Below are 15288 nucleotides of genomic sequence, written 5' to 3' on the forward strand. Positions count from 1 at the left end.
TTAAAGCCGCGCCCACTGCCCATCGCCCCGATGGGCCTGCAGGTGCGGCAACACTGCGGCCAGCAGCGGCTCTTTGAAGGCTTCCTGGAAGCGATGGGCCAGGCCCGGAATCAACTTCAACTCACTGCCCTTGATATGCGCCGCCACATGCACGCCGTGCATCACCGGTAGCAAAGGGTCGGCGGTGCCATGCACCACCAGGGTCGGTACGCGTAGACGATTGAGCAGGTCAACCCGGCTCGGCTCAGCCAGGATCGCCAGTAATTGGCGCTCCACGCCTTGCGGATTAAACGCTCGGTCGTAGGCCAGCTCAGCCTGTTGCAACAGCTGCTCGCGGTCATCCGTAACCGTTGGGCTGCCCAATGCAGCTAACAGATCCGCCTGCTGCTGCAGCGCCACGGCGCGATTCGGCGCTTCACGTTTGGCCAGTAACGCCAATAACGCATTGCTTGGCGCCGGCAAGCCCTGAGCACCGGAGCTGGTCATGATCAGGGTCAGGCTCTGCACCCGTGCAGGCGCAAGGTCGGCCATATGCTGGGCAATCATCCCGCCCATGCTCGCGCCCAGCACATGAAACTGCCGCACGCTCAGGGCATCCATCAACCCCAGGGCATCGTTGGCCATATCACGCAGCCCATAAGGGGCCGACACGGATAAACCCACGCGATAGCGCAGGGCTTCATAGGTCAGGTTGATAGACGGCGCCGCATGCGCCCAGGCGCTCAAACCCACATCGCGATTATCAAAGCGAATGACGCGAAAGCCTTGCTGGCACAGGCGCACGACCACTTCATCGGGCCAGTGAATCAGCTGTCCACCCAGCCCCATCACCAGCAGCAACGCCGGATCACTGCTGCGCCCGATGCTCTGGTACGCCAGGCGCACCTCGCCGACGTCGGCCATGGCGGTCGGCACCTGAACATCACACCGTTGAGCGGCTAAAACAGGCACGCCGCAGAGCAGTGCGGCGAGAAAAATAAGTACACGCATAACATCACCACATCACAGGACAGCGAAACGCAGCCCCCCATTAAGACGCGAGTGTGGTGATAGTTGTACAAGCGCGCTGCCACACAACCGTGACAGTTTGATGATGGCGGACGAACGGCAACACGCCGTTCATCTTTATGCCGTCTTAGGCCAGCTCAATACGCAGCTGACGGGCCGCCGCGACCATGTTCACCAATGCCGCTTCAGTCTCCGGCCAGGCGCGGGTTTTCAGGCCGCAGTCCGGATTGACCCACAAACGCTCAACGGGAATACGCTGCGCCGCCTTGCGCAGCAAGTTGGCCATCTCGGCTGTATCCGGCACCCGTGGCGAGTGAATGTCGTATACACCCGGGCCGATGTCGCTGGGGTAAGCGAACGCCTCGAAGGCCTGCAAAAGCTCCATGTCCGAGCGCGAGGTTTCGATGGTGATCACGTCGGCATCCATGGCAGCGATGGCCTCGATCACATCGTTGAACTCGCTGTAGCACATATGGGTGTGGATCTGCGTTTCGTCGCGCACACCCGAGGCGCACAGGCGGAAGGCTTCAGTGGCCCAGTTCAAGTAACCCTGCCACTGCGCCTGACGCAGTGGCAGGCCTTCACGGAAGGCCGCTTCGTCAATTTGGATGATCTTGATGCCGGCCGTTTCCAGGTCCACCACCTCATCACGAATCGCCAAGGCCAACTGGCGCGCCTGCTGTTCGCGGGAAATATCGTCACGCGCAAAAGACCACATCAGCATGGTCACCGGGCCGGTGAGCATGCCCTTCATCACCTTCTTAGTGAGGGTTTGCGCGTAGCCGAGCCAGGCCACGGTCATGGCCTTGGGCCGGCTCAGATCGCCATAGATGACTGCCGGTTTGACGCAGCGTGAGCCGTAGCTCTGCACCCAGCCGAAACGGGTGAAGGCATAGCCGTCGAGTTGCTCGGCGAAGTACTCGACCATGTCATTACGCTCGGCCTCCCCATGCACCAACACATCCAGGCCGAGGTTTTCCTGGACTTCAACGGCATGGCGAATCTCGCTGTGCATGGCCTCGGTGTAGTCACCGGCCGAGAGCTTGCCGGCCTTGAACGCCTGACGTGCCAGACGGATGGCTGCGGTTTGCGGGAACGAACCAATGGTCGTAGTAGGGAACGCCGGTAACTGCAGACGCGCACGCTGCTGCTCGATACGCCTGGCAAATGGCGATTGGCGTTGGCTGTCGGCGGCAGTAATCGCCGCCAGGCGGGCCTGCACCGCTGGTTTATGGATGCGCGGTGACTGCGCGCGGCTGGCCTGCACTGCATTGCTGGCCGCCAATGCGGCTTGCACCTGGGCGTTCTGCGGGTCATTCAGGACCGTCGTCAGCAGCGCGACTTCCTCGCACTTCTGCACGGCGAAGGCCAGCCAGCTTTTCAGCTCATCATCGAGCGTGTCTTCACGGTTCAGATCGACCGGGCTGTGCAGCAGCGAGCAGCTCGGCGCCACCCACAGGCGCTCACCCAAGCGTTCCTGAGCCTGCTGCAGAATCTCCAGAACGGCCTGCAGATCAGTGCGCCAGACATTACGCCCGTTGACCACGCCCAGCGACAGCACCTTGTAGGCCGGCAGCCGGTCGAGGATGGTCGGAAACTGTTCAGGGGCACGCACCAGGTCGATATGCAGGCCATCCACCGGCAGGCTGGCGGCCAGACCGAGGTTGTCCTCCAGGCCGCCGAAGTAAGTGGCGATCAGCTTCTTGCCCGGCTCGCGCTGGAGAATGTTGTAGCCACGCTCAAAAGCGTTCTTCCACTCTTGCGGCAGGTCCAGCGCGAGAATCGGCTCGTCGATTTGCACCCACTCCACACCCTGAGCGGCCAGGCGCTGCAGGATTTCGCCGTAAACCGGCAGCAGGCGCTCCAACAGGTCGAGGCGATCGAATTCGCCGCCCTTGGCCTTGCCCAGCCACAGGTAAGTCAGCGGCCCGATCAGCACCGGCTTGATCGCGTGGCCCAGCGCGTGCGCTTCCTTGACCTCATCAAACAGTTGCATCCAGCTCAGCTGAAATTGCTGATCGTCCGTGAACTCCGGGACCAGGTAGTGGTAGTTGGTATCAAACCACTTGGTCATCTCTTGGGCATGGGCCCCAGCGCAGCAGCTGTTGCCGCTCTTGTTGGCAACGGCACCCCGCGCCATAGCAAACAGGGTATCCAGGGTCGGCTTGCCGCCTGCCGGGCGAAAGCGCTCGGGGATTACGCCAAAGGTCAGCGAGTGCGTCAGCACCTGGTCGTACCAGGCAAAGTCACCGACCGGCAACAGGTCGAGGCCAGCAGCCTTTTGCACCTGCCAATGGGCGGCACGTAGCTCACGGCCAACCGCCTGCAAGCCCGCTTCATCCAGCCCGCCTTGCCAGTAGGCTTCCAGGGCCTTTTTCAGCTCACGGTCGCGGCCGATACGCGGAAAACCAAGGGAATGGGACAGGGCCATGTCGAAACGCTCCATAGATAAACAAGATGGGGCGTATTCTCGGCAAGCAAGGATAGTGAAACAAACTCAATCTATTCGCCTTGATCTACAGTTTTATTCATGTAGGGTAACTGGCGTTGTTTTCATCCACCCCTTGAACGCACACCTCAAGAATGGATGAGTGAAGCGTCATTCCTTACCCCGAGGCCTCCATGCTCGAACTGCGCCACCTGAAAACCCTGCACGCCCTGCGCGAAAGCGAAAGCCTGGTGGACGCCGCCGAGCGCCTGCACCTGACGCAATCGGCCCTGTCCCACCAATTCAAGGAATTGGAAGAACGCCTGGGTATGCAGCTATTTGTGCGCAAGACCAAGCCGGTGCGCTTTACCAGTGCCGGCCTACGCTTGCTGCAACTGTCCGACACGGTATTGCCGCTGCTGCGCGGTGCCGAGCGCGACTTGGCGCGCCTGGCGGGCGGCACGGCCGGGCGCCTGCATATGGCCATTGAATGCCACAGCTGCTTCCAGTGGCTGATGCCAACCATCGACCAGTTTCGTGATGCCTGGCCTGAAGTCGAATTGGACCTGGCCTCGGGCTTCTCCTTTGCCCCGCTGCCGGCTCTGGCGCGCGGCGATCTGGACCTGGTGGTGACCTCTGACCCACTGGAGTTGGCCGGCATCACCTACGTACCGCTGTTCACCTATGAGGCCATGCTCGCCGTGGCCAATCAGCATGCGCTGGCCAATAAAGCCTGCATCAAGCCGGAAGACCTGGCCAGCGAGACCCTGATCACCTACCCGGTGGAGCGCGACCGCCTGGATATCTTCACCCGCTTTCTCGAACCGGCGGATGTCGAACCTGCGCAAGTGCGCACCTCCGAGCTGACGGTGATGATGATGCAGCTGGTCGCCAGCGGCCGTGGCGTTTGCGGTTTGCCCAACTGGGCGCTGCATGAGTACAGCTCGCGCGGCTACGTCACCGCCAAGCGTTTAGGCGACAAAGGTCTGTTCGCCACCCTGTACGCCGGCATTCGCACCGACATGCTCGACGCGCCCTTTATGCGCGACTTCCTGCTGACCGCCAAAGACACCTCCTTCGCCAACCTGGAAGGCGTTAGCGTGGCGCGCTAAGGCCGCAGCCACGGCAGGATGGGTTAGCCGCGCAGCGCTCTAAGCCGCGTTTGCGTGATGACTATCGCGTGCTCACCCCTTCCTGCGCGCACAACTCAATCGCTCCGGAACAACGCTTTAGCCTCGCCCGATAAACGCGATAAAAAAGCCTGACCGACAGGCATCAATGCCCTAGGCAGCGGCTGGGCAGCGGCGCATAATTCGCGCCGCTCAAGCCCCCTCCGATCCCTGGATGCACTTCCGTCATGATCGTTCGCCCGCGCCCCAATGCGCTGCACCTGTTCTTCGTTCGCCGTGGTTCAATCTTCCCGCATATCGCCTCCAAACTGCTGAGCATTACGCTGCTGTCCTGCGTGGTGGTGGGGCTCTATGAGAGTGGCTGGATGCAGTGGCTCAGCCACGTCAGCGCGCCGCCCTTTTCGCTGTTAGGGTTGGCCCTCTCGGTGTTTCTCGGCTTTCGCAACAGCGCCTGTTATGAGCGCTGGTGGGAAGCACGCAAACAGTGGGGTGAGCTGATTATTCAAGCCCGCGGCCTGGCCCGCGAATGCCAGGCCCTGTTGCCCGGTGACGACAATGCACGGCTGCGCCGCCTGACCATCGAACGCTGCATTGCCTTCGCCCACGCCCTGGCCGCCCATCTGCGTGGCCAGGATGCGGCGGCGGCCTGTGCGGCCTGGCTCAGCCCGGATGAACTGACGGCACTGCGCCAACGGCGCAACGTGCCAGACACCCTGCTCAACTGGATCAATCAGGATCTGGCCCTGTGCGTACGCGAACAACGCCTCAGCGACGTGCTCTATCGCGGCCTGGAGCAACGCCTGGATACCTTGGCGTCCAGCCAGGCCATTTGCGAACGGATCAAAAGCACGCCAACGCCGTTCGCCTACACCTTGCTGCTGCACCGCACGGCCTGGTTGTTCTGCATGCTGCTGCCGTTTGGTTTAGTCAGCTCACTGGAGCTGCTCACGCCGGTGCTTGTGACGATTATTGCCTACACCTTCTTCGGCCTGGATGCGCTGGGTGACGAGCTGGAGGAGCCCTTTGGCTTGTCGGACAATGACTTACCCCTGAGCGCCATGGTCCGCGGCATAGAGATCGACTTGCTGGAAAACCTAGGCGATGCACTACCCGAACCGCTGCAACCGCAAGGCTATATTTTGCAGTAACACGCGCCCGCGCCAACGCTTGTTACAACGACTCGCTTGCAGGTCGTGACCGACAGTCATAGAGTGACCGATAGTCACGACCAGCAAAAGAGTCGCCATGCGCTACCAAGATCAACTCTTCGAACAACGCGAAAGCGCCATCCTCGATGCTGCCCGCCGGCTATTTGCCGAGCAGCCTTGGGATCGCGTCACCATTGCCGAAGTCGCGACTGCTGCGGGTATCGGTAAGGGCACGGTGTACAAACACTTCCCCAGCAAGGAAGCGCTGTATGCGCGCCTGGTACTCGACCTCAACCAGATAAACCTGCACGAACTGCGCGCCCTGCAAGCCGCCAGCTCAGCCCAGGATGCAATGCGCACAGTAATTCGGCGCGCATTCGAACAGATGCTGGCCAACCCAATAGAAACGCAGCTGTGTTTGCACTGCGACCGCCCGGAATTCCAGGAGCGCCTGGAAGCCCCGTTCCGCCAGCAGTTTCTTGACCTGGAGTGCGAGTATCAGCGGTTCTTCGCCGACTTGCTCAGCGCCACCCTGGACAACCAAACCCTCAGCCAAGCCGACACGCAGAACCTGCTCTGGGGCGTCGAAGCCTGTGTCAGTGGCGTTATGACGCGCATTGCCTCAGGTGGCTTCGCCCATTGGGCCGAGCCAATTGCCCTGGATGACTACTTCGCCCGCGTCACCGACTTCATCATTGCCGGCCTGCGCACACAGGCGGCTGCACTGCTTGCCCACCCTTCTCGCCACGAGTAACCACCCATGTTCAGTCAGCTGTCTAAACGCCCCTGGTTGATCGCGATTGCCGTCAGCGTAGTGCTTGTGCTGTGGCTACTCAGCGGCGCGCTGTTGAAAACTCAGGAAACCGCTAGCGCCGATGCCCCCGTGCAAGCGCCAGGTCTGGCCAAAGTTGAAGTGCAGTGGCTGCAAGCCAGCCCGATGCAGCGCGAGCATGTGGTGCAGGGGCAGGTCGAAGCCTGGCGCCGCGTCGAGTTGCGCTCACAAATCAGCGGCACGGTGATTCGCCTGGATCAGGACAAAGGCAGCCCGGTCAAGCAAGGTCAGGTGTTACTCAGCCTGTCCACGGACAACCGCCCGGCCCAGCTGGCCAAGGGTGAAGCCGATGTGCGCCAGCGTGAGGCGGATGCCAAGGCCGCCGCGCGCCTGCGTGAACGCAATATGATTTCCACCAACGAGCTGATCCGCCTGCAAAGTGAGCTGGCCAAGGCCCGCGCCGAGCTGGACCTGGCGCGTATTCAGCTGAGCCATACACAGATCACAGCGCCTTTTGCCGGCATGTATGAGCAGCGCATGGTCGAGCTGGGGGATTTCGTCCAGCCCGGGCAAAGCCTGCTGACCCTAGTCGACATCAGCCTGCTTAAAGTCAGCGCGCAGATCGCCCAGCAGGAAGTGACCCAGCTGACGCTTGGCCAGCCGGTGAAAATTGAGCTGCTCGATGGCCGCGAACTGCAGGGTGAGCTGCACTTTATCGCGGCCGCCGCCGACCCCGACTCACGTAGCTTTCGCATCGAGGTCAAGGTCGACAATGCCAAAGCGCTGCGTTTAGCCGGGGCCAGCGCAACCCTGCATATTCAAACGGGCGAGTCCCTGGCGCAGCGTATTTCTCCGGCGTTGTTGAGCCTGGATAAAGCCGGGCGCCACGGGGTCAAATGGGTCAACGAGCAGCAACAGGTGGTGTTCACTCCGGTGCAGCTGATCAGTGTCGACAACCAGGGTGCCTGGGTCAGCGGCTTACCCAACAAGGTCGCGCTGATTACCCTCGGCCAGGGCTTTGTCGAACCCGGCCAGCAGGTGATCAGCCAGTTGGCCAAAGGGAGCAACTGATATGCACAGCCTGATCGCCGCAGCGCTGGATCGCAGCCGCACCAGCCTGTTGTTGCTGTTGTTCCTGATGCTCGGCGGTCTGGCCGCCTACGTGGCGATCCCCAAAGAAGCCAACCCGGATGTCAGCATTCCGATCATCTATGTCTCGGTCACCCTCGAAGGCATCAGCCCGGAAGACGCCGAACGCCTGCTGGTGCGACCACTGGAGCAGGAGTTGCGCAGCCTTGAAGGGATCAAGGAAATGCGCTCCATGGCCAACGAAGGGCAGGCCTCGGTGACCCTGGAGTTCGATGCAGGCTTCGATGCCAAGCTGGCCCTCGCCGATGTGCGTGAGAAGGTCGATACCGCCCGCAGCAAACTGCCAGAAGAGGCCGAAGAACCCACAGTCAATGAAGTCAACGTGGCGCTTTTCCCTGTGCTGTCGATTGGCCTGTCCGGGCCGATTGCCGAAACTGAGCTGGTGTATATCGCCCGGCGCCTGAAAGAGAACGTCGAAGGCATTGCCGAAGTGCTCTCGGTGGAAATTGGCGGCGACCGCGAAGACCTGCTGGAAATCGTCGTCGACCCGCAAGTGCTCGACAGCTACGGCATTGACTACAACGAGCTGTTCAACCTGATCAGCCGCAATAACCGTCTGGTCGCAGCCGGCAGCCTGGACACCGGTGCGGGACGCATGAGTTTGAAAGTGCCCGGAGTGATTGAAGACCTCGAAGACGTGTTGTCCATGCCAATCAAGGTGGTGGGTAACAGCGTGGTGACCTTCGGCGATGTCGCCACCATCCACCGCACCTTCAAAGACCCCACCGGCTACGCGCGGATCAACGGTCAACCGGCGGTGGTGCTGGAGGTGTCCAAACGCAGCGGCGCCAACATCATCGCCACCATCGAGCAGGTCAAGGCGCTGATGGTTAAGGCCCAACCGCTGCTGCCGCAGGACCTCAAAGTCAGCTACATCATGGACCAGTCGCAACAAGTTAAATCCTTGCTTGGCGACCTGCTCAACAACGTCATGACCGCCATCGTGCTGGTGCTGATTCTGGTGATGGCGAGCATGGGCATGCGCTCAGCGTTGCTGGTTGGGCTGACCATTCCGGGGGCCTTTCTCACGGGTATCCTGCTGATCTGGGCGCTCGGTTTCACCCTGAATATCGTTGTGCTGTTCAGCCTGATTCTGGTCGCCGGCATGCTGGTAGACGGCGCTATTGTGGTGTCTGAGCTGGCTGACCGTTACCTGCACCAGGGGCAAACCCCGCGCCAGGCCTGGGCCAATGCCGCCACGCGGATGGCCTGGCCGGTGATTGCCTCGACCGCTACCACCCTGGTGGTGTTTCTGCCGCTGCTGTTCTGGCCAGGCGTGGTCGGCCAATTTATGAAATACCTGCCCGCGACGGTGATAGTCTGCCTGCTCGCCTCCTTGGCCATGGCCCTGGTGTTCCTGCCGGTGCTCGGCGCGGTCACTGGCGGCCAGCCACTGCCAAAACCCGGCACGCCGAGCCGCAGCGCCAAGGGCTATCGCCGACTACTGGGCACCTTGCTAAAACGCCCCGGCCTGACCCTGCTGGGCATGCTCGCACTGATTGCCTTGATCTACACCGCCTACGGTCGCTTTAACCATGGCGTAGATTTCTTCCCCGAAACCGAACCAGAAAGTGCGCAGATCTGGCTGCGCGCACGGGGCGATTTGTCGGTGCAGGAGAAGGACACGCTGCTGCAAAAAGTGGAACAGCGCCTGCTCGGCATGGGCGAAGTCAAAGCCCTGTATGCCCGCTCGCTGGCCCAGCCGGACGGCAAGTTGGGCGCCGATGTTATCGGCACGCTGCAGTTCCAGTTCGTCGAGTGGCATGAGCGGCGCTCGGCCAGCCAGATTCTCGAAGACATGCGCACACGCACCGCCGATATCCCGGGGATCATTCTGGAGTTCCGTAAACAGGAAGAAGGTCCGAGCAGCGGTAAACCGCTCAAGCTGCAGATCAGCTCGCATGATTTCCAGCAGGCCGATCTGTATGTCGACCGGCTGCGCGACATCATGAAAAAAATTGGCGGCTTCAAGGATATTGAAGATGACCGCGCACTGCCGGGCATCGAATGGCGGATCAAGGTCGACCGCGAAGCCGCCGCACGCTTCGGCGCCGACGTGCTGAGCGTGGGTAATGCCGTACAGATGGTCACCAACGGTCTGAAGCTGGCGACCTATCGCCCAGAAGATGCCACCGACGAAGTGGATATCCGCGTGCGCCTGCCTGCCAATTGGCGCTCCCTCGACCAGTTGGGCCGCCTAACGTTGAACACACCCGCCGGGCAGATCCCGCTGAGCAACTTCGTATCGTTGGAGCAGGCGCCGAAAGTCGGCACCCTGCGCCGGGTCGATGGCAACCGCACCATTACCTTGCAAGCAGATTTGGCCGCAGGCGCACAACTGGCCGAACGCCAAAGCGCGCTGGAACAAGCCATGGGCGCACCACCGGCCGACGTGCAGTTGAAGGTCGCCGGTGAAGGCGCAGACCAGAAACAGGCCGCCACCTTCCTCGGCACCGCCTTTGCGGTGGCGATCTTCCTGATGTTTATCATTCTGGTGACCCAGTTCAACAGCATCTATCAGGCGCTGTTGGTGCTCTCGGCCATCGTCCTGTCGACCGCAGGCGTGCTGATGGGCTTGCTGGTCAATGGTCAGTCGTTCGGCATCGTCATGGTCGGCATGGGCCTGATCGCCCTGGCCGGCATCGTGGTGAACAACAACATCATTCTGATCGACACCTATAACCAGCTGCGCCGTCAGGGCCTGGAGCCGCGTGCTGCGGCGCTGGAAACCGGCAGCCTGCGCCTGCGCCCGGTGTTGCTCACCGCGGTGACCACGGTACTGGGGCTGATCCCCATGGTGCTCGGGGTCAACGTCGACCTGCTCACCCCAAGCCTGGGCATTGGTGCGCCATCGACCCAGTGGTGGACCCAGCTGTCCAGCGCGATTGCCGGCGGCCTGAGCTTCGCCACCGTGCTGACTCTGCTGCTGACCCCTTGCCTGCTGGTGCTCGGCTCACGCTTCGAACGCCGGCCACCGCCCCTGGAAACCTTTGACGACGACTTGCTCGATCTACCCGAGCATCTGCTGGCCAGCAATACGGGTAAGGCTGAGCTACAACGTACGCCGTAGCATTAGGATTAGGCGCCCAGGCTCGATCTCGACCTGGGCCGATACTGACGGCAAAGCCCTTTCAGAAAAGGATGCACCGTGAACATCAGCGATATTCCCTTCGGCATCACCGACTGGAGCCAGATTGAGCGCAGCGAGCATGCCGGAGAACGCGGTATGGCTTACTGGCGCACCCAGGTATTTGGCACGTTGCGCGTGCGTATGGTCGAGTACAGCGCGGGCTACCTGGCCGATCACTGGTGCCATAAAGGGCACATCCTGCTGTGCCTGGAGGGTGAACTGCACACCGAGCTGGAAGATGGCCGACGCTTTGTGATGACCGCCGGCATGAGCTATCAGGTCGCCGACCAGGCCGAATCCCATCGTTCCTCCACCGCGACGGGCGCGCGCCTGTTTATTGTCGACTGACGCCGCGCCTGCTGGCCTGCCGGGTTTAACTCAATTGCGCGCAGAACTCAGCAGCAGCAACAGCGACACCGGCTGTTCACTCTCCGGATGCAAGGGTTCCTGCAACCACTGCAGACGCCAGCCCGTCTCGCTGAATAGCGCCAGCCAGGACTCCAACGTGCGAAAGAACCAGGGCATCGGCTGGGCAAAGCCCTCACCAAAGCCGGCAAAGGTTTCCACCCGCCAACCGTCGCGGTAGCCGGCATCGTTGCAGGCGCGCCAGGGGTGTAGGGTTTGGATCAATAAACGTCCATCAGCCGCCAACAAGCCATGCAGGGCATTCAAGGTGGGTGCCAGGGGCTCCTCCAAAAGAGCGAAATTACACACCAGTAGGTCGAACTGCCCCAGTACTGCGGCCTGCTGCTCCAGCTCGGCATAACCGCAAACCCGGTACTGCGATGCACCAGCCGCTGCCTGTTGCGCCACCGCGATCAAAGGCGCAGACGCATCCACCCCAACAGCCTCGATGCCATGTTCAACCAGCCCACGGCACAACCAGCCCTCGCCGCAGCCCAGATCCAGCACTCGCGTCGGGGCCAGGGCCAAAATCGCCTGAACAATTGCCGCGTCGGTGACCAGTCGGCGGCTCTCGATGCGTTGTTCACGCACGGCCGCCGTCCAGGCATCGGCATTGGCCTGCCAGCTGAGGTTAAGTTGCTCCCGATGGTCGCGCTGCATCACTCACTCGCCGCCTATTACGTCACCCGCACGATTCTAGCAATCTGCAAGAACTGCGCAGCGCCAGTGGCGATCCTGCACGTATTGCTGCGCAGGTGTATTGCTGCGGGTCAGTGAACCACAGCGCCCATACCGAAAAGTCAGCGCAAATGCCGATGCCTACCCTAATGCCCATTGCAGCAACGACTAAACTGCAGACAGTAGCCAGCTGAATAACTTCAGCACTCAAACCCGCTGAAGTTATTCAGTACGCCTTCAACTCCCTGAATGACTGCATCAGGCCAAATGAATATGGGCGCACCCTGGAAACTCGACATCACCACCCTGCCGGCTGGCAAGCCACCCAGCCCTCGCAAGCGCAGCCGTAAGCTGAAACTGACCTTCTGGTTGCTGCTTATGCTGCTGTGTATCGCCGCAGGTCTGCCGCTCGTAGAGGAAGTGCGCACCTCGCGCTTTCAGGCCCAGGAAATCAGTCGCTACGCGCAAACCCTCACTTACCGGGTGCAACCTGGACCCAGCCCGGCGATCATTTACCCCAAAGAGGGCCCGTTCGATAAACGCCAGGGCTACACCTATTTGCCCTTGATGCTAGAGCGTCTGGGCCAACGCGACTTTATCGTGCAGCAGCAGGCGCAGTTCTCCCCCGCCCTGCTCGACTACGCCCAGCGTGGCCTCTTCGTGCCCTATCCGGAAAAAATCCAGAGCGGCCTGCAGATCAATGACTGCAGCGGCACTCCGTTCTATGCATTCCGTTATCCGCAGCAGCGCTACCCAAGTTTCAGCGCCATCCCGGCACTGGTGGCTAACAGCCTGCTGTTTATCGAAAACCGCAAACTACTCGACCCCAAGCAGCCATTGGCCAATCCGGCGGTGGACTGGCCGCGGTTTGTCATGGCCGCCGCCTCTCAGGTCGGCAAGCTACTGGATATGCAGGATCAATCGGCGGGCGGCAGCACCCTGGCGACCCAGCTGGAGAAGTACCGCCATTCCCCGGACGGCCTGACTGCGTCGGCCACGGAAAAACTCCGGCAAATGCTTTCTGCCAGCGTACGCGCCTATCAGAGCGGCCCGCAGACGCTGGCCGCGCGGGAAAATATTGTGCGCGACTACCTCAACAGCGTGCCGCTCGCCGCCGCCCCAGGCCACGGCGAGGTGCACGGTTTGGCCGATGGCCTACGCATCTGGTTCGGCGCGGACTTTGCGCGGGTTAACCTGCTGCTTGATCCAGCACGCTCAGCGGATGCCAGCCTGGCCGAGCGCGGCCTGGCCTTGCGTCAGGTGTTGGCCTTGATGATTGCCCAGCGCCGCCCATCTTATTACCTGGCGCAGGGCCGCAAGGACCTGGGCGAACTGACCGACAGCCATATCCGGTTGCTCGCCGGTGGCGGCCTGATCGACGCCGCGCTGCGCGATGCAGCCCTGCGCCAACCCCTGACTTATCGAGACTGGGCCCTGGAACCCAACCTGCAGCCGGTGGACGGCAACAAGGGCATCAGCGTCGCACGTTCACGCCTGTCGGCCATGCTCAACATGCCGCTGTATGATCTGGACCGCCTCGACCTGAGTGTCACCAGCACCCTCAATAACCCGCTGCAACAAGCTGCCAGCCACTACCTGCAGCAACTGGCTGACCCGCTGTTTGCCGGGCAAATCGGCCTGTTCGGCGAGCGCCTGCTCTCGCCGGAAAAAACCGCCGATGTGCGCTACAGCTTTACCCTACTCGAACGCACCTACAACGGCAGTGTGGTGCGCGTGCAGACCGACAGCACCGATCAGCCATTCGACATCAATGAAGGCAGCAAGCTGGAGCTCGGCTCTACCGCCAAACTCAGGGTGCTGGCCACCTACCTGGAAATCATCGCCGAACTGCACCAGCGTCACGCGGGGCAGAGCGCCAGCGAACTGCGCGCAGTCAACGCTCATGACAATCTGACCCGCTGGGCCATCGCTTACCTGCTAAGTACCCCCAATGCCAGCCTGCCCGCCATGCTCGATGCCGCGCTGGAACGTAAATACTCCGCCAGCCCCCACGAACGGTTTTTCACTGGCGGCGGTGTCCACACCTTCACAAATTTCCGCCGTGAAGATAACGCACGCATCGCCAGCATGCGCCAAGCCATGCGTGAGTCGCTCAACCTGCCATTTATCCGTTTGATGCGCGACGTGGTGCGTTACACCACTTACCAAGGCCCGCACAACAGCGCCGAATTGCTCAAAGACGACAAGGACCCGCGTCGCCAGGCCTATCTGCAAGACTTCGCCGACCGCGAGGGTCGCACCTTTCTGCTGCGGTTCTGGCGTAAGTATCAGGGGCAACCTGAACAACTGCGCCTGGAAACCTTCCTCAATGGTCTGCGTCACACCTCGGCGCGGCTCGCGGCCGTGCACCGCTATCTGATGCAGCACGCAGACGAAGCCACTTTCGCCGCCTTCCTGAGCCACAACCTACCCAAGGAAAAACTCACTAATACGCGCATCAGCGAACTGTACAAGCGTTACGGACCAGGCGCTTACAGCCTGCCAGACCAGGGCTATATCGCCCGCGTTCACCCCCTTGAGCTGTGGCTACTGGGCTACCTGATCGAACAACCGCAAGCCACCTTTAACGAGGCCGTGGCGGCAAGCCGCGATGAGCGTCAAGAAGTCTACGGCTGGCTGTTCCGCAGCCGCCACAAAAGTGCCCGCGACAGCCGCATTCGCATCATGCTTGAGGTGGAGGCATTTCTGGATATTCATCGGCGCTGGCAAAACCTAGGCTACCCCTTTGCCCATCTGGTGCCATCACTGGCCACCGCCATCGGCAGCTCCGGTGACCGCCCTGCAGCGCTGGCCGAACTGGTCGGGATTATCCAGAACGACGGCATCCGCCAGCCTACCGCGCGCATCGACAGCCTGCATTTCGCGGCCGATACGCCTTATGACACGTTGCTGGTGCGCAACCACAACGCAGGCAAGCGGGTCATGGCCTCGGAAGTCGCAGCGGCATTACGCAGCGCACTCGCCGACGTGGTCGAAGCCGGTACCGCACGTCGTCTGCTCGGCAGCTTTACTCAAGCGGACGGCCAATCACTCAAGGTCGGCGGCAAAACGGGAACCGGTGATAACCGTATCGAAACCGTCGGCGCCGGCGGGCGTGTGCTCAGCTCACGGGCGATCAATCGCACGGCCACTTTTGTCTTCTATCTGGGCCCACGTCACTACGGCACCCTCACCGCATTCGTCCCCGGGCGCGCGGCGGAAAACTTCCGCTTTACCTCCGCGTTGCCGGTGCAGGTTCTCAAAGGTATGGCGCCGATATTAATGCCTTACCTTGAATCGGGCGCCTACAGCCAATGCCTAGCGCCCATACCTGCAACCAAGGCCAGCACCTTGTAATAACGATCTGCTGCGCGTCGGCCCACCTGCGTTAAAAACAGACTCAGCAAGCCGCTTGCGGCTAACGCGCTTTAGCGCGACCC

10 protein-coding genes are annotated in these 15288 nt (G+C 61.5%); 7 read left to right on the forward strand and 3 right to left on the reverse strand.

What is annotated here, in order from left to right; genetic code table 11:
• Both N1078_RS03545 and metE read right to left on the reverse strand, forming a co-directional pair.
• Positions 1-990, reverse strand: a complete 990-nt coding sequence (locus tag N1078_RS03545) for an alpha/beta fold hydrolase (RefSeq protein ID WP_274086820.1) — start codon at positions 988-990, stop codon at positions 1-3.
• 145 nt (positions 991-1135) lie between these two features.
• Positions 1136-3439: a 5-methyltetrahydropteroyltriglutamate--homocysteine S-methyltransferase gene (gene metE / locus N1078_RS03550; protein ID WP_274086821.1), complete on the reverse strand. Its 2304-nt coding sequence runs from the start codon at positions 3437-3439 to the stop codon at positions 1136-1138.
• 191 nt (positions 3440-3630) lie between these two features.
• On the opposite strand from metE, the gene metR reads away from it, so the two are divergent.
• The 6 genes from metR to N1078_RS03580 all read left to right on the forward strand — a co-directional run bounded on the left by metR (position 3631) and on the right by N1078_RS03580 (position 11113).
• The gene (gene metR / locus N1078_RS03555; protein WP_274086822.1) at positions 3631-4548 is read left to right on the forward strand and encodes a transcriptional regulator MetR; all 918 of its coding nucleotides are present in this window, start codon (positions 3631-3633) and stop codon (positions 4546-4548) included.
• A gap of 245 nt (positions 4549-4793) precedes the next feature.
• Positions 4794-5714, forward strand: coding sequence for a bestrophin family protein (locus tag N1078_RS03560; protein ID WP_274086823.1), 921 nt, complete (start codon positions 4794-4796; stop codon positions 5712-5714).
• Between the two features lie 97 nt (positions 5715-5811).
• On the forward strand, positions 5812-6468 hold the full coding sequence (locus N1078_RS03565; RefSeq protein WP_274086824.1) for a TetR/AcrR family transcriptional regulator: 657 nt from the start codon (positions 5812-5814) through the stop codon (positions 6466-6468).
• Positions 6469-6474: 6 nt separating this feature from the next.
• Entirely contained in the window at positions 6475-7557 is a 1083-nt protein-coding gene (locus N1078_RS03570) for an efflux RND transporter periplasmic adaptor subunit (protein WP_274086825.1), read from the forward strand.
• A gap of 1 nt (position 7558) precedes the next feature.
• Positions 7559-10705: an efflux RND transporter permease subunit gene (locus tag N1078_RS03575; RefSeq protein WP_274086826.1), complete on the forward strand. Its 3147-nt coding sequence runs from the start codon at positions 7559-7561 to the stop codon at positions 10703-10705.
• A 78-nt stretch (positions 10706-10783) separates the two neighbouring features.
• On the forward strand, positions 10784-11113 hold the full coding sequence (locus N1078_RS03580) for a DHCW motif cupin fold protein (protein WP_274086827.1): 330 nt from the start codon (positions 10784-10786) through the stop codon (positions 11111-11113).
• 30 nt (positions 11114-11143) lie between these two features.
• On the opposite strand, the gene N1078_RS03585 is transcribed toward N1078_RS03580, so the two are convergent.
• Entirely contained in the window at positions 11144-11830 is a 687-nt protein-coding gene (locus N1078_RS03585) for a class I SAM-dependent methyltransferase (RefSeq protein WP_274086828.1), read from the reverse strand.
• 291 nt (positions 11831-12121) lie between these two features.
• On the opposite strand from N1078_RS03585, the gene N1078_RS03590 reads away from it, so the two are divergent.
• Positions 12122-15205, forward strand: a complete 3084-nt coding sequence (locus tag N1078_RS03590) for a transglycosylase domain-containing protein (RefSeq protein WP_443218080.1) — start codon at positions 12122-12124, stop codon at positions 15203-15205.
• The last annotated feature ends 83 nt before the right edge of the window (positions 15206-15288 follow it).

The organism is Pseudomonas sp. MIL19 (assembly GCF_028680365.1).
Classification (GTDB): Bacteria; Pseudomonadota; Gammaproteobacteria; order Pseudomonadales; family Pseudomonadaceae; genus Aquipseudomonas; species Aquipseudomonas spirodelae.

Bases quoted from the DNA above. Each gene is read 5' to 3' on its own strand.
- N1078_RS03545 (WP_274086820.1), bottom strand. From the start codon at position 990: ATGCGTGTACTTATTTTTCTCGCCGCACTGCTCTGCGGCGTGCCTGTT.
- metE (WP_274086821.1), bottom strand. From the start codon at position 3,439: ATGGCCCTGTCCCATTCCCTTGGTTTTCCGCGTATCGGCCGCGACCGT.
- metR (WP_274086822.1), top strand. From the start codon at position 3,631: ATGCTCGAACTGCGCCACCTGAAAACCCTGCACGCCCTGCGCGAAAGC.
- N1078_RS03560 (WP_274086823.1), top strand. From the start codon at position 4,794: ATGATCGTTCGCCCGCGCCCCAATGCGCTGCACCTGTTCTTCGTTCGC.
- N1078_RS03565 (WP_274086824.1), top strand. From the start codon at position 5,812: ATGCGCTACCAAGATCAACTCTTCGAACAACGCGAAAGCGCCATCCTC.
- N1078_RS03570 (WP_274086825.1), top strand. From the start codon at position 6,475: ATGTTCAGTCAGCTGTCTAAACGCCCCTGGTTGATCGCGATTGCCGTC.
- N1078_RS03575 (WP_274086826.1), top strand. From the start codon at position 7,559: ATGCACAGCCTGATCGCCGCAGCGCTGGATCGCAGCCGCACCAGCCTG.
- N1078_RS03585 (WP_274086828.1), bottom strand. From the start codon at position 11,830: ATGCAGCGCGACCATCGGGAGCAACTTAACCTCAGCTGGCAGGCCAAT.
- N1078_RS03590 (WP_443218080.1), top strand. From the start codon at position 12,122: ATGGGCGCACCCTGGAAACTCGACATCACCACCCTGCCGGCTGGCAAG.